Below are 20174 nucleotides of genomic sequence, written 5' to 3' on the forward strand. Positions count from 1 at the left end.
ACATCACTCCTGATTCTCTAGGATAAAAAAATAATAACAACCTTAATATTATAGCTCTCTTTACATTAATTCAACAATTAATTTGACTACTAAACAAATTATTTCACTTCAGTTTATATTTTTACACAGGTTAGTGCGCAATATGTAAAAAAGGAAACAAAATGTTTCCCTTTTAAATTAATGTAGATTATATTTTTTTCTTTGTTTTATTTTTTCTGGCGTTACGTCATTTCCCTCAGGATCAACGATTTTTGTATTTGTTAATGTATCCAGCATAGAACTGCGGAAAGTGGTCAAATACTCGCTTCTTAATTTGGATTGTTCCTTTGCTTCTGCTTCTGTAAGTCCAGTTGCTTTAGCTTTTCTAGCTAATTCATTGATTCTTGCCATCTTTTCTTTTGAGAGCATTTAGGACCCTCCTTTCAAATACTTGTGCTGTGTTAATCAAGTCAGTTGCAGGCACTTCGCTTTCCGCAGGCGTTGCGGTGAGCCTCCTCGGCGCTTGCGCCTGTGGGGTCTCACCTGCTCCGTACTCCTGCAGGACATTGGATTTACTCCTTCGAATCGGCCCACGCACGAAGAAAATGCGATAGCATTTTCGAGGAGTCTTCGTGCCTTCCGCTCCAATCAACTGGGTTTCTAAACATCAATTAGCGTTACCACAGCTTCACTTAAAGACTGATTTTACTAAAAAATAGACCATCTGACAAGCAAATGGTCTAATCTTCTTCTGATTCGATAGTTTCTTGATATTCCTGATAGCGTCTATGGACAGTTGCTTTTGAAATATTATATCCAAATCCTCTTAAAGTAGCAGCAATCTCTGAAAAAGTTAATTTATTTTTTCTAAGACGGACTATCTCTTCAATCGGAACTTCTATTTTTTCTCTTCCAGAATTCCACTCGAGGTTTTTTAGATTTTTTTCAGGCTTGTATCCCTGAGCCACGGCTCGTTTCATTCCACGTTTAATTTTAATATTATGTAATTTACGCTGATATTCCTCAACCATCCCTACAATTTTCAATACCATTGAATCACTTTCTGAAAGCTGTAGTTCACCATTATGAGAAATACTATAAAGTTTCACATCTTCTTTTAATATACAATGTAAGAGTGCGATCTTCGCATTCCCTCTTCCGAGTCTCGTTTCATCTTGGATTAATACAGCATGTATATCATTATGTTTCAATAAATCTAATAACTCAAGAATCCCGTCTCGCTCCAATTCATAACCACTCGCTTGTTCTCTAATAATGGAGACAACATTAAAATGATATTGACTCGCCAGCTGCGTGAGCTCTTCTTCCTGACGCTTTAATGATGTTTCCTGGGTTTCTTTGTTTGTACTTACCCGGCAGTAAACGATCGCATTCACCATCTGACTTTATTCCCCAGCAGCGCTTGCATATTCAGTCATGGACCCAACTTCATAGTTTACAGGAATAATGATTTCTTCCCCAGGATAAATTTTATCTCCATCTATTTCATTATGGTGCTTGACCCAGCTGACAAATTCATCATTAGAGTATGAATGCTGCTCCGAATATTGGTTAGAAATTTTCCAAAGCGAATCTCCTTCGGAAATAGTAATCGTTAAGTACGTTTCTTCAACATCAGCATTAAAACGTAATGATAAAATAAAAGCTACTGTGCAGCTCAAGATGATTAATAAAATAGCATAAGAGTATCTGTCCCAAATTTTTCTCATAATATAACCCCTATCCAGAATGTATGTTCGTTTTTATGTTTTTATTATAATCCGAACATTTGTTTGTTGTCAATAATAATTCGAACTTATGTTTGTATAAAAAATACGAACATGCTATAATAAAGGTAAATATTACATAGGGCGAGGTGTATCTATTATGACAAAAATATCTAAGCGCCAGCAGGATATCCTTGAATTTATTAAAGGGGAAGTAAAGAAGAAGGGTTATCCGCCATCCGTTCGGGAAATTGGTGAAGCAGTAGGACTTGCCTCTAGTTCTACCGTCCACGGTCATTTAGCAAGATTGGAAAGCAAAGGACTTATTAGACGAGATCCTACTAAACCAAGAGCTATCGAAATACTAGAAGTGGATGAAACCATTCATATCCCAAGAAACAATGTTGTCAATGTACCGATTGTGGGTAAAGTAACTGCTGGTCTTCCTATTACCGCCATTGAAAACGTTGAAGAGTTTTTCCCGCTCCCTGAGAGTCTAGCACCTGCAGATGAGCAAGTATTTATGCTAGAAATCATGGGTGAGAGTATGATAGAAGCAGGAATTCTCGATGGAGATTACGTAATCGTAAGACAGCAGCCAACGGCGAACAATGGGGATATTGTCGTTGCGATGACAGAGGAAGATGAAGCGACCTGTAAAAGATTTTTTAAAGAAAAAGATTACATTCGCCTGCAGCCTGAAAACTCAACCATGGATCCAATTATCTTAAGAAACGTTTCTATCCTCGGAAAAGTAATTGGGGTTTATCGACATATTCATTAATCCTAAAACGGGAAAGAGTACAATTCTGATTTTGAATTGTACTCTTTTTTATCAGTCTCGAAGGAAAGCTCTTGTGTCCGAATCTATGCTTGATTCAGACAAGGTCTCCATAATTTCAACCATCAATTTCAGAATCAATTTCCACTTTATACAAAAATGTGTATATTTACTCATTCTAACTAGTTTCCACTATTTGTATAATAGTATTACACCATGATTTACCTTAGGTCCAAAAAAACTAGGCTTAAGGAGAGTGGAAAAAGTGTTGAAGGACATTATTTTCTCGATGGTTATTGGTGGTATGGCAGGGATTGCAGGGCATGTTAGGAAGCACGGAAAAATAATTATGCCCCGGAAAACAAAAAGGTTTATCTTTTTAGGGTTTTTAGAAGAAATGCTACTTGGTTCTGTCGCAGCTTTCCTCATCATGATTTACACAACTCCGAATTCAATGATAGAAACCATTTTTTTATCGGCCCTTGCCGGGATTAGTGGTGATATCATACTCACTAATTTTAGAGCACTTAATGAAAATAAAGAAAAAGAATCCTGAACGCAAATAACCCAGTATGGTCGTTTCCATCCTGGGTCTTTCAATTTTGCTGAATCTTTTAATTACCACTTTTTAATTTCCCCGATGGATACGGTCATCATGAACACTCTATGATGACCACTTTTTCGTTTTTCTTCTGTTTTCGGTCATCATGAACTCTCTATGGTTACCACTTTTCCGTTTCACCTTGGATTTCGGTCATCATGAATGCTCTATGGTTACCACTTTTCGATTTTCACTCTAAAAACGGCCATCATGAACGCTCCATGGTTACCACTTTTCGATTTTTACTCTGAAAACGGTCATCATACCGCACCCTAACTACCTTCCAACATAAAACAGGCACACCACAACCCATTAAAACGAAAATAACCCAGTAAAGACTATAGTCAATACTGGGTTACTTAATTTTAGTACATGCTCATATATTGTTCGCGTTCCCAAGGGTGAACGACTGTGCGGAACATATCCCATTCGATTTCTTTTGCTTCGATAAAGTGTTCGAAGATGTGCTCTCCTAAACCAGATACAATAACTTCATCAGACTTTAATAGGTCTAATGCTTGAGCTAGAGTAGCTGGAAGATCGATGATTCCTTCTTCAATTCTCTCTTCTTTGCTCATAACATAGATGTTACGGTCAACTGGAGCTGGAGGAGTTAATTTGTTCTTGATTCCATCTAGACCAGCCTTTAATAGAACAGCCATTGCTAGGTATGGATTTGCAGCTGGGTCAACGCTTCTTACTTCTACACGAGTACTTAAACCGCGAGAAGCTGGAATACGAATTAATGGTGAACGGTTTCTAGCAGACCATGCAACATAGCAAGGTGCTTCGTAACCTGGTACTAGACGCTTATAAGAGTTTACAGTTGGGTTTGTTACCGCTGTAAAGGTAGGAGCGTGCTTTAAGATACCAGCGATGAATTGACGAGCTGTATCACTCATTTCTAAATCACCAGTTGGCTCGTAGAATGAATTCACACCATCTTTAAATAATGAAAGATTCATGTGCATTCCAGAACCATTTACTCCGTATAATGGTTTTGGCATAAACGTTGCATGTAAACCGTGTTTACGAGCAATTGTTTTTACTACTAATTTAAATGTTTGGATTTGGTCACAAGCTGTTAACGCATCCGCATATTTAAAGTCGATTTCGTGTTGTCCTGGTGCTACTTCGTGGTGGGAAGCTTCAATTTCAAAGCCCATTTCTTCTAGTTCTAGTACGATATCACGACGGCAGTTTTCTCCTAAATCTGTTGGTGCGAAATCGAAGTAGCCGCCTTGGTCGTTCAATTCTAGTGTTGGCTCACCTTTTTGGTCTAATTTAAATAAGAAGAATTCTGGTTCAGGTCCTAAGTTAAAGTTAGTGAAACCTAACTCTTCCATTTCCTTTAATACTCTTCTTAAGTTGTTACGAGGATCTCCATCAAATGGTTTTCCTTCTGCAGTATAGATATCACAGATTAAACGAGCTACTTTTCCTTTTTCAGCTGTCCAAGGGAATACCACCCAAGTATTTAAATCTGGATATAGATACATATCAGATTCTTCAATACGTACGAAACCTTCGATAGAAGAACCATCAAACATCATTTTATTATCAAGAGCTTTTTCTAACTGACTGATAGGAATCTCAACGTTTTTGATTGTTCCTAGAATATCAGTGAATTGTAAACGAATAAATTTAACATTTTCCTCTGCTGCCAACCGCTTAATATCTTCTCTAGTAAACTTTGCCATCTTTATTACCTCCAAAATTTAATTAGTGGAAAAATCGTGACATATCCCCTTGCCTCAGTGACGAACGATTGAATCTTCCAGCCTGCTGTAATTCTTGGCGGAGTAAATTCCTTAGCTGTTCGTCTGTTAATTCCTGCTTGGCTTTTTCAGCCTGCTGCTGGATAACATTTGCCTGTTGATCTTTTACCAAGAGAAGCTGTTTAATACCAGCCATATTTACTCCTTGGTCAATAAGATCCTTAATTTCTAATAGTCTATCAATATCGTTTAAGCTAAAGAGTCTTCTATTCCCGTCTGTTCTAGCTGGAGAGATTAATTCGTGCTCTTCGTAATATCGGATTTGCCTGGCAGTTAAGTCTGTTAGCTGCATGACGGTACCAATTGGGAATAGTGGCATTGAGCGGCGTATTTCTTTTCCACTCACTTTAATTTCTCCTCTCCTTCTGCTGATTTATAATGTTATTATATTTCGTGTTAGAAAAGATGTCAATCATATGTTAGGTTTTCTTACATAGTTTTTCATCGAAAAATATAGGACCACTACTTTTGTTATCCTTTGTATTTTGACTTAGTTTAATTCAATCAATTTCTTTTCAATTAAAGAATCGACTGCAATACAAACGGCCATTTTAACATGCGAGTAAGTTAAGCCGCCTTGTACATAAGCAACATACGGCGGTCTGATTGGTCCATCGGCAGTCAGTTCAATACTCGCCCCTTGAATAAAGGTACCAGCCGCCATAATCACATCATCCTCGTAACCCGGCATATATGCTGGATAAGCTGTGACATGAGAATTAATTGGTGAAGCAAATTGTATCGCCTGGCAGAAAGAAATCATTTTATCTTTATCATCAAACTGCACAGATTGAATTAAATCGGTTCTATTTGCATCCCACTTTGGGGATGAATTCATTCCTAATTTCTCCAACAGAGCTGCTGTAAAAACGGCTCCCTTCAATGCTTGGCCGACTACATGCGGAGCTAAAAAGAACCCCTGATACATTTCCTGCAGGCTGTATAGCGAAGCACCTGCCTCAGCTCCGATACCCGGGGAGGTCATTCGATAGGAACAAGCTTCAACATATTGTTTTTTGCCTACAATATAACCGCCTGTTTTCGCCATTCCTCCACCTGGGTTTTTAATCAAAGAACCCGCCATTAAATCAGCCCCAACATGACAAGGCTCTAGTTCTTCAACGAATTCCCCGTAACAGTTATCTACAAAAACAACTACATCCTCTTTGATTTCTTTTACAAATGAGATCATTTCTTTGATTTCAGCCACCGTAAAAGATGGGCGGGTTGCATACCCCTTTGAACGCTGTATTCCAATCATTTTTGTATTACTTTTTATTTTTGAGGCAACCGCACTCCAGTCGATTGTCCCCTCTTTCGTCAGTGCTGCACTATCATAAGAAATACCAAATTCCTTTAAAGAACCGACACCATTTCCACGGATACCGACAATTTCTTCAAGGGTATCGTACGGTTTACCGGTAATATAAAGAAGTTCATCTCCAGGACGCAGGATTCCAAATAACGAAATCGAAATCGCATGTGTCCCGGATATAATCTGCGGACGGACTAGGCCCGCCTCAGCACCAAAAACATCTGCATAAATCAGTTCCAATGTATCTCTTCCGATATCATCATAACCGTACCCTGTCGAAGGGATAAAGTGAGAATCACTCACCCTATGCTTTTGGTAACTTCTCAAAACTCGAAATTGATTGGACTCAATTCTTTCATCGATTCCTTTATGTACGGAGGCAATTTGTTGTTCTACACTACTTACGATTTGTTGAAGCTTTTCCCCATTTTTTAACTGTTGAAACATGCTGTTACTCCATTCTACTTTTATATTTCACTAATTGTCCGGAAATTTGATGATCTGGGAGAGAAAATCCCCTGCATTGATAAAGCTCTTTTTCTTCATCAAAGACAAGTTCCCTTACAATCGTTTCATTCTTTAATTGCGCGAGCAGCTTTCCTGCGGTTGAAGGTATGCTAACTTGATATTGATCCATCAATTCAATAATCACTTTTTCAATTTTTCTTTTTAGTTCATTTCGATCCTCTTTATCATAGGCGCTTATGAAAATAAGAGGTGTGTTCGTTGTCGGTACAAAGTCAGGATGTTTAATATCCCTCTTATTATAGACAGTAATCTGCGGAATGTCTTTAACCTCTAAGTCTTCAAGCAGCTTATTGACTGTTTTTTCATGCTGGAAATAATCAGCATTAGCCATATCAACTACATGCAAAAGCAGGTCCGCTTCCTTTACCTCTTCAAGGGTCGAACGGAAGGCGGCAATCAGCGCGGTTGGCAGGTCTTGTATAAATCCAACCGTATCTGTAATTAAGGTTTGATACCCGCTTGGCAAAACAAGCTTGCGTGTCATTGGATCCAAGGTCGCGAATAATTGATTTTCTTCATACGAATCGGCTTCAGAAAGTCGGTTAAACAGTGTAGATTTTCCTGCATTCGTATAGCCAACAATCGCGATTTGAAACGTTTTGTTTTTCTTTCTTCTTTCCCGGTAACGATCCCGGTGCTGCACAATTACTCCCAGCTGACTTTTAATATCATCAATTCTCCGACGGATATGACGGCGGTCTGATTCTAGCTTGGTTTCCCCAGGTCCTCTTGTTCCAATACCAGCACCTAGTCTAGATAAGGCTGTCCCCTGGCCTGCAAGACGCGGCAATAGGTATTGTAGCTGTGCCAATTCCACCTGCAGCTTACCTTCTTTTGAGCGTGCTCTTTGTGCAAATATATCTAATATAAGCTGAGTCCGGTCGATAATACGGGCATTTAATTCAGAAGCAAGATTTCGCTTTTGGCTTGGTGATAATTCATCGTTAAAAATGACCAAGTCAGCCTCAACTTCATCGACAAGCGCTTTTAGTTCTTCCACTTTCCCTTTACCTATATATAGCGCAGGGTGAATACGCTCTCGTTTCTGAGAAACAGTCATCAGTACTTCACCTTTAGCGGTTTCCGTTAAGGAAGCAAGTTCCTCCATTGAGTATTCGAAACGACTATCGTCTAATGCTTGCGTTTGGCAGCCAACTAAGATTGCTTTTTCCAAGCTTTCTTCTTGTTCCATACCAACACCTCATTTTCGTAAATTTTTCCTTTTTCATCATACCAAAAATAAGGGCAATCCCCTAATTTCCAGCAGATTTTTTCATATTTTTATTGATAATTTCAACTTCCGTGTTAAAATCATATTAAATTTAAGAATATATGTATTTTACATCGAGGGGAAACAGACAAAATGACATGGGATGTGTTAAGTATCATTGGCACCATTGCTTTTGCTGTAAGTGGAGCAATTATAGCGATGGAAGAAGAGTATGATATCTTAGGGGTATATATTTTAGGCATTGTGACAGCTTTCGGCGGTGGAGCCATTCGAAATTTATTAATCGGTGTCCCCGTTTCTGCATTATGGGAACAAGGTTTATTTTTTCAAATTGCTTTATTATCGATTACAGCTGTTTTCCTGTTTCCAAATAATTTGCTGCGTCATTGGCAAAAATGGGGTAACTTTTTCGATGCGATTGGCTTATCAGCTTTCGCCATTCAAGGTGCTATCTACGCAGCCAATATGGATCATCCGATAAGTGCGGTCATCGTGGCAGCAGTCTTAACTGGAATTGGCGGAGGGATTATCCGCGATTTACTTGCCGGAAGGAAGCCAATTGTATTAAGAGCGGAAATATATGCAGTTTGGGCGATTCTTGCAGGTCTCATCATTGGTTTAAAAATCGCCTCAAGTCCGTGGGAGTTATACAGCTTATTTGTACTTATAACAGCTTTAAGGGTCCTTTCCTATACATTTGATTGGAAACTGCCATCAAGAAGACTAGGTGCACATTAAAAAATCGACGGACAATGTTCCGCCGATTTTTTTGTCCTTATGAGTCTTCTTCGAAGATTAAATCATTACTTCTAAGTGTCATCAATTCATGTTTGTCAAAGCTGTTTTGCAATAAAAGCCGCATCGCTTGAGCGCGTATCGACTTTTCAATAATATTACGAACATATCGCCCGTTCGAAAAGCTATTTGGACTGAGAACCGCTTTGACCCAAATTAAATGGTCCTTAAGCTTCTTTTCCGCCTCATGACTTAACGAATATTCTCTCTCATCCAGCATGCGGCTTGCAATTTCCATCAATTGCTCAATCGTGTAATTCGGAAAGTCAATGACGAGTGGAAAGCGGGAATGGAGCCCAGGGTTCAGCGTTAAGAAATAATCCATCTCGCGGGAATATCCAGCCAAAATAAGAATAAATTCATGCTGTTTATCCTCCATATGCTTCACAAGTGTATCAATGGCCTCTTTTCCGAAATCCTTCTCCCCTCCGCGTCCTAATGAATAAGCCTCATCAATAAACAATATTCCGCCCTGCGCTTTCTTGATTAAATCTCTTGTTTTCTGTGCGGTATGTCCAATATATTCCCCCACCAAGTCCGCACGTTCTGCCTCAATTAAATGTCCTTTAGACAAAACATTCATTTTTAGAAAGAGCTTGCCGATTAACCGTGCCACCGTTGTTTTACCTGTTCCGGGATTCCCTTTAAACATCATATGAAGAGCTTGTTTCCTGGCCTTCAGTCCTAATTCTTCTCGTTTCTTATTTACAAAAATCCAAGCGTAAATTTCCTTTATCATTCGTTTCATTTCTTCCATACCCACTAATGCCCCGAGCTCGTCTTCGATTTCCTTTAATGCCGAGTGTTCCGGGGGAATATCCTTTGGAACAACTTGAGGAACAGGCAGCTCTTTCGTCAAGGACTTTCTCTTTTGGGAGTTGAGGGATACTGTTATTTGTCCATTACTTTTCATGCGAATCGGTTGATCCAAAGACTTCACCTCTCATTCTGCAAACAGTATACGTTAGGCAGCTTTTATCGTTGACTTGAAAAAATAAATGCTCATTTTGACAAATAACGAGAGGAAATTGCTAATAAAGTTCACTCTGACCTTTCTATGCGCTTCCCAAGCAATGCTCCTTCATTTATGTGTATTCAACTTATTCACAATTCATTATTAAAAATAAAAAAGGAGCCCATGGATTTCATGGACTCGGTTAATTATTGAAGATTATTGGGCATCCAGGTCAAGCTGAACATTTCTTTGCGGAGCAAAGGTTGAAATGGCATGCTTGTAAACCAATTGCTGCTTCCCTTCCGATTCAAAAAGAACAGTAAAATTATCAAAGCCTTTAATTTGGCCTCGTAATTGGAATCCGTTTAATAAGAATACCGTTACATGGGTATTGTCCTTACGGCACTGGTTTAAAAATTGGTCCTGAATGTTAATGGTGGTTTTCATTTGTATATCCTCCTCTTTTATCTCTACTAATATGTATTCGATTTTACTTGCAGCTTTCCTTCAACGTAATGTGAAATTTCGGTTATTTTTTTTGACAAATTTGAGACATCTGTCATGTCGAACCATTGTACTTCCATTTTATTTCGAAACCAGGTTAGCTGTCTTTTTGCATATCGTCTAGAATTTTGTTTTAAATTTTCAACGGCAAGATCTAGACTAACCTTCCCATCCAAATAATCATAGATTTCCTTATAGCCAATAGCCTGAATGGATTGACAATCTCTTAGCCCCTGATTGTGCAGCCTGCCGACTTCATCAAGCAGACCTTCCGAAATCATCATTTCGACACGCATATTAATCCGTTCATATAGCTTCTCCCTCTCCATCGTTAAACCGATCAGTGCGGTTTCATATAGAAGGTCAGGCTGTTGATTATTTTGATAGTCACTCATAATCTTACCAGTACAATGAAAAATTTCAAGTGCTCTTATCACCCTTCTAACATTATTAGGATGAATTTGGCTGGCACTTTCAGGATCGACCTTCATTAACTCCTGATGGAGAGCTTCATTGCCAATTTCCTTTGCCCTCTCTTCAAGCTGTAAACGAAATTCTTCATCTGCAGGCGCTTCAGAAAACTGATAATCATAGATAACCGCTTGAATATATAAGCCAGTCCCGCCAACGATGATAGGAAGCTTGCCTTTTGAGGTGATGTCTAAAATTTTTTCCCGCACTAGCTGCTGGAATTCCGCAACAGAAAAACTCTCATCCGGCTCTTTAATATCAATCAAATGGTGTGGAATCCCTTCCATTTCCTCGGTTTTTATTTTTGCAGTTCCGATATCCATACCACGATAAATCTGCATGGAATCGCCGCTGATAATTTCGCCATTATACCGTTTAGCTAGTTCAATGCTTAACTTTGTTTTTCCAACTGCCGTTGGACCAATAATGACTAATAATTTCTGTTTTGAATCCAAAATCTTCACACTGCCCTTTTCTTAATTTCCGTGATGTCACACTTACATCCTAACATAAAACGTTAAAAGCAGTTGAACATCAAATAAGTATAATCAAAAATAATCCTTTCTATGCATGTTTTTAAACAGTATTTTTTTATTCCATTTTCGTCTCAATAAATATATTTCCTTTACATCATTACATTCATATAACGATTCATTTACAAACAGCTTTTTACCCCCAAGTTCATGGTAGGCTTATTCGTAGCATATTGTGTAGAAAAATGGCGGGCCAAAACGGCTGGCTGTCGAAAAATAGGAAAATAGGTGAAATGAAATGTTCTCGAACTTTGAAATTGGAATTGATTTAGGAACAGCTAATATATTGGTTTATAGTAAAAATAAAGGAATCGCTGTAAATGAACCCTCGGTGGTTGCAATTGATACAGAAACGAAAAAAGTTGTTGCTTTTGGTACAGAAGCAAAAGAAATGATTGGAAAAACACCAGAGAAAATTATTGCCATCCGCCCATTAAAAGAAGGCGTCATTGCCGATTATGACCTTACCACAGAGCTTCTGAAGCATATCATGCGCAAAGCTTCTAAATCAGTCGGCTTTGCCGTTCGTAAGCCAAATGTTGTGATTTGTACCCCTTCTGGATCAACAAGTGTGGAAAGACGAGCAATTCATGATGCCGTGCGAAATGCCGGCGCAAAAAAAATCCAGTTGATTGAAGAACCCGTTGCGGCTGCGATTGGTGCTGGAATGCCTGTAGATGAGCCGGTAGCCAATGTGGTTGTAGATATTGGCGGGGGTAATACAGAGGTAGCAATCATATCATTCGGTGGTGTGGTGTCCTGCCATTCTATTAAAATTGGTGGAGACCGTCTTGATGAAGAAATCATTCAACATGTCCGAAAAGAATATAACGTGTTGATTGGTGAGCGAACAGCAGAGAATGTCAAAATGGAAATCGGCTATGCATTGGTTGATCACGAAGAGCTTACGATGGAAGTACGCGGTCGTGATCTTGTGACAGGTTTGCCAAAAACCGTGACACTATCATCATATGAAATCAGAAATGCTTTAAAAGAATCATTGTCTCATATATTAGAAGCGATTCGTGCAACACTCGAGGACTGCCCTGCCGAACTAAGCGGAGACATTGTGGACCGCGGCGTGATCCTAACGGGTGGCTGTGCCTTAATGAAGGGAATGGAAGAATGGCTAAGCAAGGAAATAGTAGTGCCTGTACAATTAGCAGAAAATCCTCTGGAATCCGTCGCAATCGGAACCGGACAAGCCCTAAAATACATGCATAAGATTCCAGCTTTAGTGAAGTAAGAAATAACGAGCAATGACAAGGTAACGGATTCTTATGTATAAATAAACTGGCTCGGGTCACTTTAGAGCCAGTTTTTCAATTAACTCATTAATTGATATGATTCTTTTAATAAGGGCTGCAAAATCTTCAGGTGTATTATAATAATTCATTATTAACTGTTAACTTTATATCACCTACAGTTTCTATCTGAACTTTTTCTTCCTTAAGAGTTTCAATAACGTGTTTTAGTTCTTCATATTGGTTCTTATAAATTTCTACATCCTCAAGGAGGGTTGGTTGTAAAGTAACCTCAATTCGATCTTCTCTTAAAGGAATACGAATCGTTTCAATATTTTTATCCGTTTCTCCTTCTGAATTTAATATCTTTTTCTCAATGATTAACTCCTCACGACGAACAGGTACCAAAATTTGCTTCTCTTCCGTATAACTTTTCTTATACACGGTAACGTTAGCTGTCTCTATCCACTTTTTACTTACCTGCAACTCTTCCTTATGTAATTTAAGTGTTACCTCATTATAGTGGTCATTTGCTGTTTTTGGCTGCTCAGACACCTTAATCCTCCTCCAAGGAAAAGAGTCAAAACACCTTTTCATTATGGTGGATGAAAAGGTGTTTTTGCTTTTAGCTTTTATTTATATCTTCAAAGCCTGATGTATCGGAAACAAAGTCAACACTACCAGTAGTATTAACATTAGCCGTTTCATGTCTAAGTGTTTCCTGAACTTGCTGTGTTTCCTCAACTTGGCGTTTAGAAGCAGAGACTTCCTCAGTTGTTACCGTGTATTTGTTCACCTGAACTTGCTCCTGGCTGACAGGGATATGGATGGTCTCCTCGGAGCTTATCGATGCATTACTACGTTCGTTCACTGGCGTTCTCTTTATAACAACTTCCTCATGCATAACAGGAACGTCTACGCTTTTTTGTTCTTCAACAACCTCTTTAGATAGGACAACTTCACCGGCATCAACTGTATTTTTCGTAATGTCCAGCTCTTCCTTATGGAGTTCTAAGGAGCCGTTAGTTTGATTAGCTTGGGTATTTGAACTGGCCTGGTTTCCTTGAGTACCTGAATTATTTTGGCTGTCTTGGTTATTTGTATTTTGTGAATTGTCATCACCAAACAAATTAAAAATGTTACCCATAAGAATTCCTCCTCACGAATTGATTAATGTAATGCCTTTATATAATCTACTCAAAAGGTTTTTTTATTCGTTTGTTTGGATAAACCTCTGCAACCTTATTATTTGCGAATAATTAAAAATATCATCGAAAAGCTCACTGTGATAGCTCATTTTTTTATTACACATTTATGTACCTAAGAGCAACTGATTTTTTATAAAAAACGGCCAAAATTATTTAAAAATCGGCCTATATGTCAATAAAAAAATGACTATCGTTTTACATGCATTTTGATAGTCATTTTCCTTTATATTATTATGTTGTGATCTATAACTAAACCCGTTAGGAATAGGGGTACTCTGGCTATTACCTCTAAATTTCACTTTGGCGTTTTCGCATATTGTTGAAGTATAGGAAAATTGGAAGTGGAATGACGATAAATCCTAAGCTTTTAATGAGTTGGTTTTTTGCATTTTCTCTAGCACGGTTCTTTTCATCTTTTACCATTTGATCATATCTTTCGCGAATTTCATCATCTGATAACCCTTTACTTTCCTCAGTTGGAACTTTCCCAGCATGGTAAACCTGTTTAAAATCTTCATAGTTTTGATAATATCCTGGCGGACTGACTAAATCTGCTGCTGCCATAAAAATCGAGATCCCCCCGCCAATCACCATCATAAGTGTTGCAAACAAGACTAAATACGTGTAAAGATGACGTATCACTGCTTCTCCCCCCATTTCTTTGTTTTTCACAGCGTAAACGATTACAAAAATAATGATGACGATAGGTAAAAAAGTACTTAAGATGCCAAAAACAACCATTCAGCCACCTCCTTTTTTCTCCCTTATAGTGTAATTTTACACTATACAACAAACAAATATAAGTCCTATTCTGAATATTTTATAAAAAAAGAGTGCTTTCTTATTAAAAAGAAAACACTCTTGCCATGATTACATTACCCGTTTAAACATTTTCTCCATTTCATATGACGAATAATGAACAATAATCGGTCTTCCATGCGGACATGTAAACGGATCTGAAGCTTTTCTTAGATCATCAAGTAACGCTTGGATTTCATCATTGCGCAAATGACGATTCGCTTTAATGGAAGCTTTACAGCTCATCATAATCGCAGCTTCTTCCCGAAGCTTTTTGATATCGACCTTTTTCATCGAGAGAAGCTGCTCAATCATATCTTCAATGATTTGCTTTTCTTCTCCTTTCGGAAACCATTGTGGATGGGAACGAACGATATAACTGTTCAATCCAAATTCCTCAAGGAAAACCCCGACCTTCTCCAATTCCACACGGTTTTCATTTATTTTTAGATATTCATCTGTTGAATAATCCAGCGTGATTGGAACGAGTAGCTCCTGGAGCTCGGCATGGACTTGCCCCACCTTCTCACGGAAATACTCATACTTGAGTCGTTCCTGTGCAGCATGCTGGTCGATAATATATAAACCATTTTCATTTTGAGCAAAGATATAGGTACCGTGCATTTGACCGATTGGATATAACCGAGGTATTCTGCTTTCAAATTTGTTATCCTCGTGCGTAACTTCTGAATGCTGCTCTGTCTCAATTAGTTCTTTCTCGAGTTCAGGTTCTTCGAATTCCCAATTGTGATGATCGTTTTCCACCTCTACTTTTGGCGGCACGGGTTCATAATTCACCTTTAAAGGTTCTGCCTTTTCTTGAATGGTGTTGCTAGAAAAGATTGGCCGTTCCCATTTGATTTCTTTACTAACCGGGGTTTCATTCGTTCGTTCATCAAGAATTAACGTAGTCTGTTCTGACTTTGGCATCTCTTTTTTCTCTTGAGTATATGCAGATGGAATTAAAACCTTCGATTTAAACGCATTTTTGATGATATCGGTGACTAATTCATTTAGTTCTGCCTCTTTACTGATTCGAACCTCCATTTTAGATGGGTGTACATTGACATCCACCAATAATGGGTCCATATCAATATTGAGGAGAACAATCGGAAATCTTCCTATAGGAAGTAACGTATGGTACCCTTCCTGAATCGCTTTTGCTAAGGCATAATTTTTAATGAATCGTCCATTAATCATTGTAGAAATATAGTTTCTTGACGCTCTCGTTACCTCAGGCATCGAGGCAAAGCCGCTAATTTTGTAATCCAGTGATTCCCCAGAAATCGGTACCAGCTGTTTGGCAATCGCCATTCCATAAATGGACGCAAGCACTTGGCGGACATCGCCATTACCGTTCGTTTGCAACAGCTTACGCTCGTTATGAATCAAGCGAAATGCTACCTCTGGATGGGAAAGTGCAAGACGGTTCACCACATCGGTAATATTTCCAAGCTCTGTATGAATGGTTTTCATGTACTTTAAGCGTGCCGGTGTATTAAAAAACAAATCGGTGATCGTAAGGTCCGTCCCGCGTCTGCTCGAAGATTTCTCAAAAACTTCAACCTTACCGCCTTCAATAACCACACGATTTCCTGCGCCCTCACCAGTTGAGGTCTTCATCTCCAGCCTTGAAACTGATGCGATACTGGGCAGAGCTTCCCCGCGAAAACCGAGAGTTTTGATACGAAACAAGTCATTTTCATTCTTGATTTTACTCGTCGCATGACGTTGAAAGGCGAGTAAGACGTCTTCCTCTTCAATTCCATTCCCATTGTCAGTAATGCGAATTTTTGCAAGCCCCGCCTCTTCGACTTCAATCTCAATGACCGTACTGCCAGCGTCAATTGCATTCTCTACTAATTCTTTCACAACAGAAGCAGGACGCTCGACAACTTCTCCTGCTGCAATTTTATTGGATAGTGCGTCATCTAGCTGGATAATCTTACCCACACATGTCACCTCCTAGCTTTTCAACTTTTTCTGAAGCTCGTACAATAGATTAATCGCTTGAAGCGGAGTAATATCTAGTAAATCAATTTCTTTCATCTTATCTAAGACTTTCATTTCTTTAGAAGAAAGCTCTTGTTTCTTTGGCTCTTTCGGTTCATCGAAAAATGACAGTTGCGCTGGCTGCTCTCCAATTTCCTTCACAGCACTTTTAACATCGACAGGTTGAACACCAGGTTTTTCTAGTGCTGATAAGATTTCATTGGCACGATTGATCAATTCCTTCGGAAGCTCTGCTAATTGAGCAACGTGTATTCCGTAACTCTTATCCGTCGGTCCTTCTTTTATTTTATGAAGAAAGACAAGCTTTCCATTGTGTTCAATCGCACTAACATGGATGTTCTTTAATTTCTCTAATTCGCTATCCAATACGGTTAATTCATGGTAATGGGTTGAAAACAGTGTTTTCGCGCCAATATGTTTATGAATGTATTCAATGATAGCCTGTGCTAGTGCCATCCCATCATAGGTGGAAGTTCCACGGCCAATTTCATCAAATAAAATCAAGCTGTTTTGCGTAGCATTGGTCAGTGCATTTCTAGCTTCAAGCATTTCGACCATAAACGTACTTTGTCCCGATATCAAATCATCTGCTGCTCCAATTCTCGTAAATACTTGGTCAAAAATGGGCAACATCGCTTCATCGGCCGGTACATAACAGCCAATTTGCGCTAAGATGGCTGTTAACGCAACTTGACGCATATACGTACTTTTACCACTCATGTTAGGACCCGTGATGAGAAGAACTTCGCGGTCAATATCCATATAACAGTCGTTCGCTACATACTCCTGTGCATTTAACACTTTTTCGACCACAGGATGTCTGCCTTCTTTTATAACAACCTTACCTTCTATTGAAAACTGCGGTTTTACATAGCGACGGTTTTCACTAACTTCTGCAAAGCATTGGAGCACATCAAGTTCACTTACTGCTTTTGCAGCTGCCTGCAGGCGCGGGATATGTTCTTTTACAATCTCTCGGATTTCCGTAAACAGTTCATATTCAAGCTCACCGCATTTATCTTCCGCTTCAAGTATTAATGCTTCTTTTTCTTTCAATGCTGGGGTAATAAAGCGCTCTGCATTTGTTAAGGTTTGTTTGCGTTCATACTGGCCTTCTGTTAATAGATGAAGGTTTGCGCGTGTAACCTCAATATAGTAACCAAATACCCTGTTAAAGCCTACTTTTAGGGATTTTATTCCCGTCTTTTCTCGCTCTTCACGTTCGAGCTGGGCAATCCAGGTTTTCCCGTTTCGGCTGGCATAACGGTATTGATCCAACTGGTCATTGTAGCCGTCGCGAATGATATTCCCTTCTTTCAGTGAAAGAGGTGGATTATCAACAATTGCCTGCTCCAATAAATCAGTCACTTCTTCACAAGGGTCAAGTGAATCTGCAATTTGTTTTACCACTTCATGCTCCATGCCATGAAGAATTTGTTTTAGGTAAGGAATTTGCATTAATGAACGTTTTAATTGAACGAGATCCCGGGCATTTACATTCCCAAAAGCCACACGTCCTGCAAGGCGCTCCAAATCGTAGACTTCCGTTAATTTTTCACGCAGCTCCTGACGTTCAAAATACTTGTTCATCAATACTTCGACAATCGTTTGACGGTGCTCGATTTCATCACGAGACAGTAACGGACGATCAATCCACGTTTTCAGCATCCTGCCGCCCATTGCTGTCATCGTTTCATCTAACAGCCACAGTAAGGAGCCTTTCTTCCCTTTGGAGCGAATCGTTTCTGTCAATTCAAGATTTCGTTTTGAGTAATAATCAATTTTCATATATTGATGGATTTGATAAGTAGTGACAGGCTGCAGGTGGTCAAGACTTCGCTTTTGAGAGCGGTACAAATAGTGAAACAGTCTTGCTGCCGTTTGTTTTAGCTTGTCTTGATTGAGATTATCCAACAGTTGTGAAAACTGCATTTCTATTGAACTATTATCTTCAAAGGAAATGGCGAGGACATCGCGTTCCCGCATTTTCCTTTGCAATTCAGCGTCAAAATTGCTTGCTACAACCACTTCTTTTGTGCTTAAAACAGCAACCTCATTTAATACCTCATCAAAATTAGAAGATAGCTGCGTTACTTTGCTTTCACCTGTTGATAGATCGGTATAGGCAAAACCATAGGTTTGGTCATCAAAACATGAAATCGAGGCAATGTAGTTATTTTCTTTATCTGATAACGACTTACCTTCCATTACGGTTCCAGGTGTTATGAGTTGAACAACTTCCCGTCTAACCATGCCTTTTGTTAATTTTGCGTCTTCCATTTGCTCACATATGGCCACTTTGTAGCCTTTTGAAATAAGCTGTTCAATATAGTTAGGGGCGGAATGATACGGAACCCCACACATTGGTATCCTATCCTCACTGCCGCCTTCACGGCTCGTTAAGGTAATCTCTAATTCTTGGGATGCTTTAATCGCATCGCTAAAGAACATTTCATAGAAATCTCCTAAGCGAAAAAATAAAAAGGCATCTTGGTAATCTGCCTTAATCGTTAAGTATTGCTGTATCATCGGCGTATAACCAGCCATAATGACCCCCACATTTTAATTATTTCGAGTATCTTCGACAAACTATTATATCATATATCAGGTAAACTTAGATTAGGTAGAAATTTCTTTTCCCCTATTATGGTCGGGAATGGAACATGTCCGCATATAATCATGGTAATAAACCGAAAAGGGTGGTCGAAGATGGGATGGTTTGGTGGCAGTTATAAGGGATTTGATTTTCAAATGTTTTCTGTCAGCCATTTTGTGATTATAGCCCTTCTTTTTCTTGGTTCTGTCCTAATTTTTATCAATAGAGATACTCTTAGAGATAAAAAGTGGAGAAAGGCAGAGATAATGGTAGGGTTATCTCTACTATTAATAGAAGTAACGTACCATATTTGGATGACTGTAAATGACATGTGGGATGTCAGTCATGCCATTCCATTAGAATTGTGCAGTCTCAGCTTAATTTTATCTGTACTGTTATTGGTAACGAGGAAAAAAATCATTTATGAAGTTTTATTATTTACTGCTTTATTGGGTGCCTCTCAGGCAATATTTACCCCTTTATTAAATTTTGAATTCCCGCATTTTCGCTATTTTCATTTCTTCTATACCCATTTAATGATGATTTGGGTTGTCCTTTATTTTACCTGGGTTCACGGATATCGACCAACGATCTGGTCAGTCCTAAAACTCTTTGTCTTTTTGAATGTTTTAATGCCAATCATTATGCTAATTAATAAGGCTGTAAACGGAAACTACATGTTCTTAAGTCATAAACCAAACAGTGCCAGCTTATTGGATTTATTAGGACCCTATCCGTGGTACATCTTTTCAATGGAGTTTTTATTAATCTCCCTTAGTCTAATTGTTTGGTTAATTTTCCGGATAAGAAAAGTTGGTTAGTTTTGGATACTTACTTGTTGACCTTTTACTTGTAACTATTTATAATAGGTAACGTTCCCAATAAAAGTGTCCCGATAGCTCAGCAGGATAGAGCAACAGTTTCCTAAACTGTAGGTCGGAGGTTCGAATCCTCTTCGGGACGTACAAAAGCCTGAAAACGCTGTTCTAACGCTATTTTAGCCGTTCATTTATGTCGGTTAATGTGTAGCATAGAATCAGCGTTTTTTGCTGTTTTTTCGCTACACTGTAGGACATGAATTTTTGTGACTATAGGACATGCAGCCACCAAAATAGGG

General features: G+C 38.8%; 20 protein-coding genes and 1 tRNA gene. 6 read left to right on the forward strand and 15 right to left on the reverse strand.

All coding sequences use genetic code 11. The annotated features are described in order from the left end of the window. Nucleotides 1-177 precede the first annotated feature (177 nt). The 3 genes from ACIQAA_RS17245 to yneA form a co-directional block, all read right to left on the reverse strand. Nucleotides 178-408 carry a DUF896 domain-containing protein gene (locus ACIQAA_RS17245; RefSeq protein WP_402621743.1) on the reverse strand — a complete coding sequence of 77 codons (231 nt, stop codon included), beginning with the start codon at nt 406-408 and terminating at the stop codon, nt 178-180. Nucleotides 409-719: 311 nt separating this feature from the next. Beyond that, nucleotides 720-1376, reverse strand: a complete 657-nt coding sequence (locus tag ACIQAA_RS17250) for a YneB family resolvase-like protein (RefSeq protein WP_402621990.1) — start codon at nt 1374-1376, stop codon at nt 720-722. A gap of 9 nt (nt 1377-1385) precedes the next feature. Next, nucleotides 1386-1709 carry a cell division suppressor protein YneA gene (yneA, locus tag ACIQAA_RS17255; protein ID WP_402621745.1) on the reverse strand — a complete coding sequence of 108 codons (324 nt, stop codon included), beginning with the start codon at nt 1707-1709 and terminating at the stop codon, nt 1386-1388. A gap of 157 nt (nt 1710-1866) precedes the next feature. On the opposite strand from yneA, the gene lexA reads away from it, so the two are divergent. After that, nucleotides 1867-2490 (forward strand): transcriptional repressor LexA, encoded by a 624-nt coding sequence (lexA, locus tag ACIQAA_RS17260; protein WP_402621747.1) that lies wholly within the window; start codon nt 1867-1869, stop codon nt 2488-2490. Nucleotides 2491-2752: 262 nt separating this feature from the next. Continuing rightward, the gene (locus ACIQAA_RS17265; protein WP_402621749.1) at nt 2753-3043 is read left to right on the forward strand and encodes a DUF4257 domain-containing protein; all 291 of its coding nucleotides are present in this window, start codon (nt 2753-2755) and stop codon (nt 3041-3043) included. A gap of 410 nt (nt 3044-3453) precedes the next feature. Here ACIQAA_RS17265 and glnA read toward each other — a convergent pair whose 3' ends face one another. From glnA to hflX, 4 genes are all read right to left on the reverse strand, one after another. After that, the gene (glnA, locus tag ACIQAA_RS17270) at nt 3454-4788 is read right to left on the reverse strand and encodes a type I glutamate--ammonia ligase (RefSeq protein WP_402621751.1); all 1335 of its coding nucleotides are present in this window, start codon (nt 4786-4788) and stop codon (nt 3454-3456) included. 22 nt (nt 4789-4810) lie between these two features. Next, nucleotides 4811-5212, reverse strand: a complete 402-nt coding sequence (locus ACIQAA_RS17275) for a MerR family transcriptional regulator (protein ID WP_402621752.1) — start codon at nt 5210-5212, stop codon at nt 4811-4813. A 144-nt stretch (nt 5213-5356) separates the two neighbouring features. Next, entirely contained in the window at nt 5357-6628 is a 1272-nt protein-coding gene (locus ACIQAA_RS17280) for a methionine gamma-lyase family protein (RefSeq protein ID WP_402621754.1), read from the reverse strand. Nucleotides 6629-6632: 4 nt separating this feature from the next. Then, nucleotides 6633-7901 (reverse strand): GTPase HflX, encoded by a 1269-nt coding sequence (gene hflX, locus ACIQAA_RS17285; RefSeq protein WP_402621756.1) that lies wholly within the window; start codon nt 7899-7901, stop codon nt 6633-6635. A gap of 171 nt (nt 7902-8072) precedes the next feature. Between hflX and ACIQAA_RS17290 the strand changes: the two genes are divergently transcribed. Next, nucleotides 8073-8678 (forward strand): trimeric intracellular cation channel family protein, encoded by a 606-nt coding sequence (locus ACIQAA_RS17290; RefSeq protein WP_402621758.1) that lies wholly within the window; start codon nt 8073-8075, stop codon nt 8676-8678. Nucleotides 8679-8715: 37 nt separating this feature from the next. On the opposite strand, the gene spoVK is transcribed toward ACIQAA_RS17290, so the two are convergent. From spoVK to miaA, 3 genes are all read right to left on the reverse strand, one after another. After that, nucleotides 8716-9666: a stage V sporulation protein K gene (gene spoVK / locus ACIQAA_RS17295; RefSeq protein ID WP_402621760.1), complete on the reverse strand. Its 951-nt coding sequence runs from the start codon at nt 9664-9666 to the stop codon at nt 8716-8718. 240 nt (nt 9667-9906) lie between these two features. Continuing rightward, nucleotides 9907-10137 (reverse strand): RNA chaperone Hfq, encoded by a 231-nt coding sequence (hfq, locus tag ACIQAA_RS17300; RefSeq protein WP_034672853.1) that lies wholly within the window; start codon nt 10135-10137, stop codon nt 9907-9909. Between the two features lie 26 nt (nt 10138-10163). Continuing rightward, nucleotides 10164-11120 carry a tRNA (adenosine(37)-N6)-dimethylallyltransferase MiaA gene (miaA, locus tag ACIQAA_RS17305; protein ID WP_402621762.1) on the reverse strand — a complete coding sequence of 319 codons (957 nt, stop codon included), beginning with the start codon at nt 11118-11120 and terminating at the stop codon, nt 10164-10166. Between the two features lie 316 nt (nt 11121-11436). On the opposite strand from miaA, the gene mreBH reads away from it, so the two are divergent. After that, nucleotides 11437-12444 (forward strand): rod-share determining protein MreBH, encoded by a 1008-nt coding sequence (mreBH, locus tag ACIQAA_RS17310; protein ID WP_402621764.1) that lies wholly within the window; start codon nt 11437-11439, stop codon nt 12442-12444. Nucleotides 12445-12580: 136 nt separating this feature from the next. On the opposite strand, the gene ACIQAA_RS17315 is transcribed toward mreBH, so the two are convergent. The 5 genes from ACIQAA_RS17315 to mutS all read right to left on the reverse strand — a co-directional run bounded on the left by ACIQAA_RS17315 (nt 12581) and on the right by mutS (nt 19008). Beyond that, on the reverse strand, nt 12581-12997 hold the full coding sequence (locus tag ACIQAA_RS17315) for a YsnF/AvaK domain-containing protein (protein ID WP_402621766.1): 417 nt from the start codon (nt 12995-12997) through the stop codon (nt 12581-12583). A 70-nt stretch (nt 12998-13067) separates the two neighbouring features. Continuing rightward, nucleotides 13068-13589: a YsnF/AvaK domain-containing protein gene (locus ACIQAA_RS17320; RefSeq protein ID WP_402621768.1), complete on the reverse strand. Its 522-nt coding sequence runs from the start codon at nt 13587-13589 to the stop codon at nt 13068-13070. Between the two features lie 349 nt (nt 13590-13938). Next, nucleotides 13939-14391 carry a hypothetical protein gene (locus tag ACIQAA_RS17325; protein WP_402621770.1) on the reverse strand — a complete coding sequence of 151 codons (453 nt, stop codon included), beginning with the start codon at nt 14389-14391 and terminating at the stop codon, nt 13939-13941. Between the two features lie 129 nt (nt 14392-14520). Continuing rightward, the gene (mutL, locus tag ACIQAA_RS17330) at nt 14521-16401 is read right to left on the reverse strand and encodes a DNA mismatch repair endonuclease MutL (protein WP_402621772.1); all 1881 of its coding nucleotides are present in this window, start codon (nt 16399-16401) and stop codon (nt 14521-14523) included. Between the two features lie 12 nt (nt 16402-16413). Next, on the reverse strand, nt 16414-19008 hold the full coding sequence (gene mutS, locus ACIQAA_RS17335) for a DNA mismatch repair protein MutS (protein WP_402621774.1): 2595 nt from the start codon (nt 19006-19008) through the stop codon (nt 16414-16416). A 162-nt stretch (nt 19009-19170) separates the two neighbouring features. Between mutS and ACIQAA_RS17340 the strand changes: the two genes are divergently transcribed. Both ACIQAA_RS17340 and ACIQAA_RS17345 read left to right on the forward strand, forming a co-directional pair. Then, entirely contained in the window at nt 19171-19878 is a 708-nt protein-coding gene (locus tag ACIQAA_RS17340; RefSeq protein ID WP_402621775.1) for a YwaF family protein, read from the forward strand. Between the two features lie 68 nt (nt 19879-19946). After that, nucleotides 19947-20020: transfer RNA gene (locus ACIQAA_RS17345), tRNA-Arg, on the forward strand. The last annotated feature ends 154 nt before the right edge of the window (nt 20021-20174 follow it).

It is taken from the genome of Neobacillus sp. NPDC093182, assembly GCF_044754045.1.

Excerpts from the sequence above, each read along its gene's own strand:
- ACIQAA_RS17245 (WP_402621743.1), bottom strand. The coding sequence starts at position 408 with ATGCTCTCAAAAGAAAAGATGGCAAGAATCAATGAATTAGCTAGAAAA.
- yneA (WP_402621745.1), bottom strand. The coding sequence starts at position 1,709 with ATGAGAAAAATTTGGGACAGATACTCTTATGCTATTTTATTAATCATC.
- lexA (WP_402621747.1), top strand. The coding sequence starts at position 1,867 with ATGACAAAAATATCTAAGCGCCAGCAGGATATCCTTGAATTTATTAAA.
- glnA (WP_402621751.1), bottom strand. The coding sequence starts at position 4,788 with ATGGCAAAGTTTACTAGAGAAGATATTAAGCGGTTGGCAGCAGAGGAA.
- ACIQAA_RS17280 (WP_402621754.1), bottom strand. The coding sequence starts at position 6,628 with ATGTTTCAACAGTTAAAAAATGGGGAAAAGCTTCAACAAATCGTAAGT.
- hflX (WP_402621756.1), bottom strand. The coding sequence starts at position 7,901 with ATGGAACAAGAAGAAAGCTTGGAAAAAGCAATCTTAGTTGGCTGCCAA.
- ACIQAA_RS17290 (WP_402621758.1), top strand. The coding sequence starts at position 8,073 with ATGACATGGGATGTGTTAAGTATCATTGGCACCATTGCTTTTGCTGTA.
- hfq (WP_034672853.1), bottom strand. The coding sequence starts at position 10,137 with ATGAAAACCACCATTAACATTCAGGACCAATTTTTAAACCAGTGCCGT.
- mreBH (WP_402621764.1), top strand. The coding sequence starts at position 11,437 with ATGTTCTCGAACTTTGAAATTGGAATTGATTTAGGAACAGCTAATATA.
- ACIQAA_RS17320 (WP_402621768.1), bottom strand. The coding sequence starts at position 13,589 with ATGGGTAACATTTTTAATTTGTTTGGTGATGACAATTCACAAAATACA.
- ACIQAA_RS17325 (WP_402621770.1), bottom strand. The coding sequence starts at position 14,391 with ATGGTTGTTTTTGGCATCTTAAGTACTTTTTTACCTATCGTCATCATT.
- mutS (WP_402621774.1), bottom strand. The coding sequence starts at position 19,008 with ATGGCTGGTTATACGCCGATGATACAGCAATACTTAACGATTAAGGCA.
- ACIQAA_RS17340 (WP_402621775.1), top strand. The coding sequence starts at position 19,171 with ATGGGATGGTTTGGTGGCAGTTATAAGGGATTTGATTTTCAAATGTTT.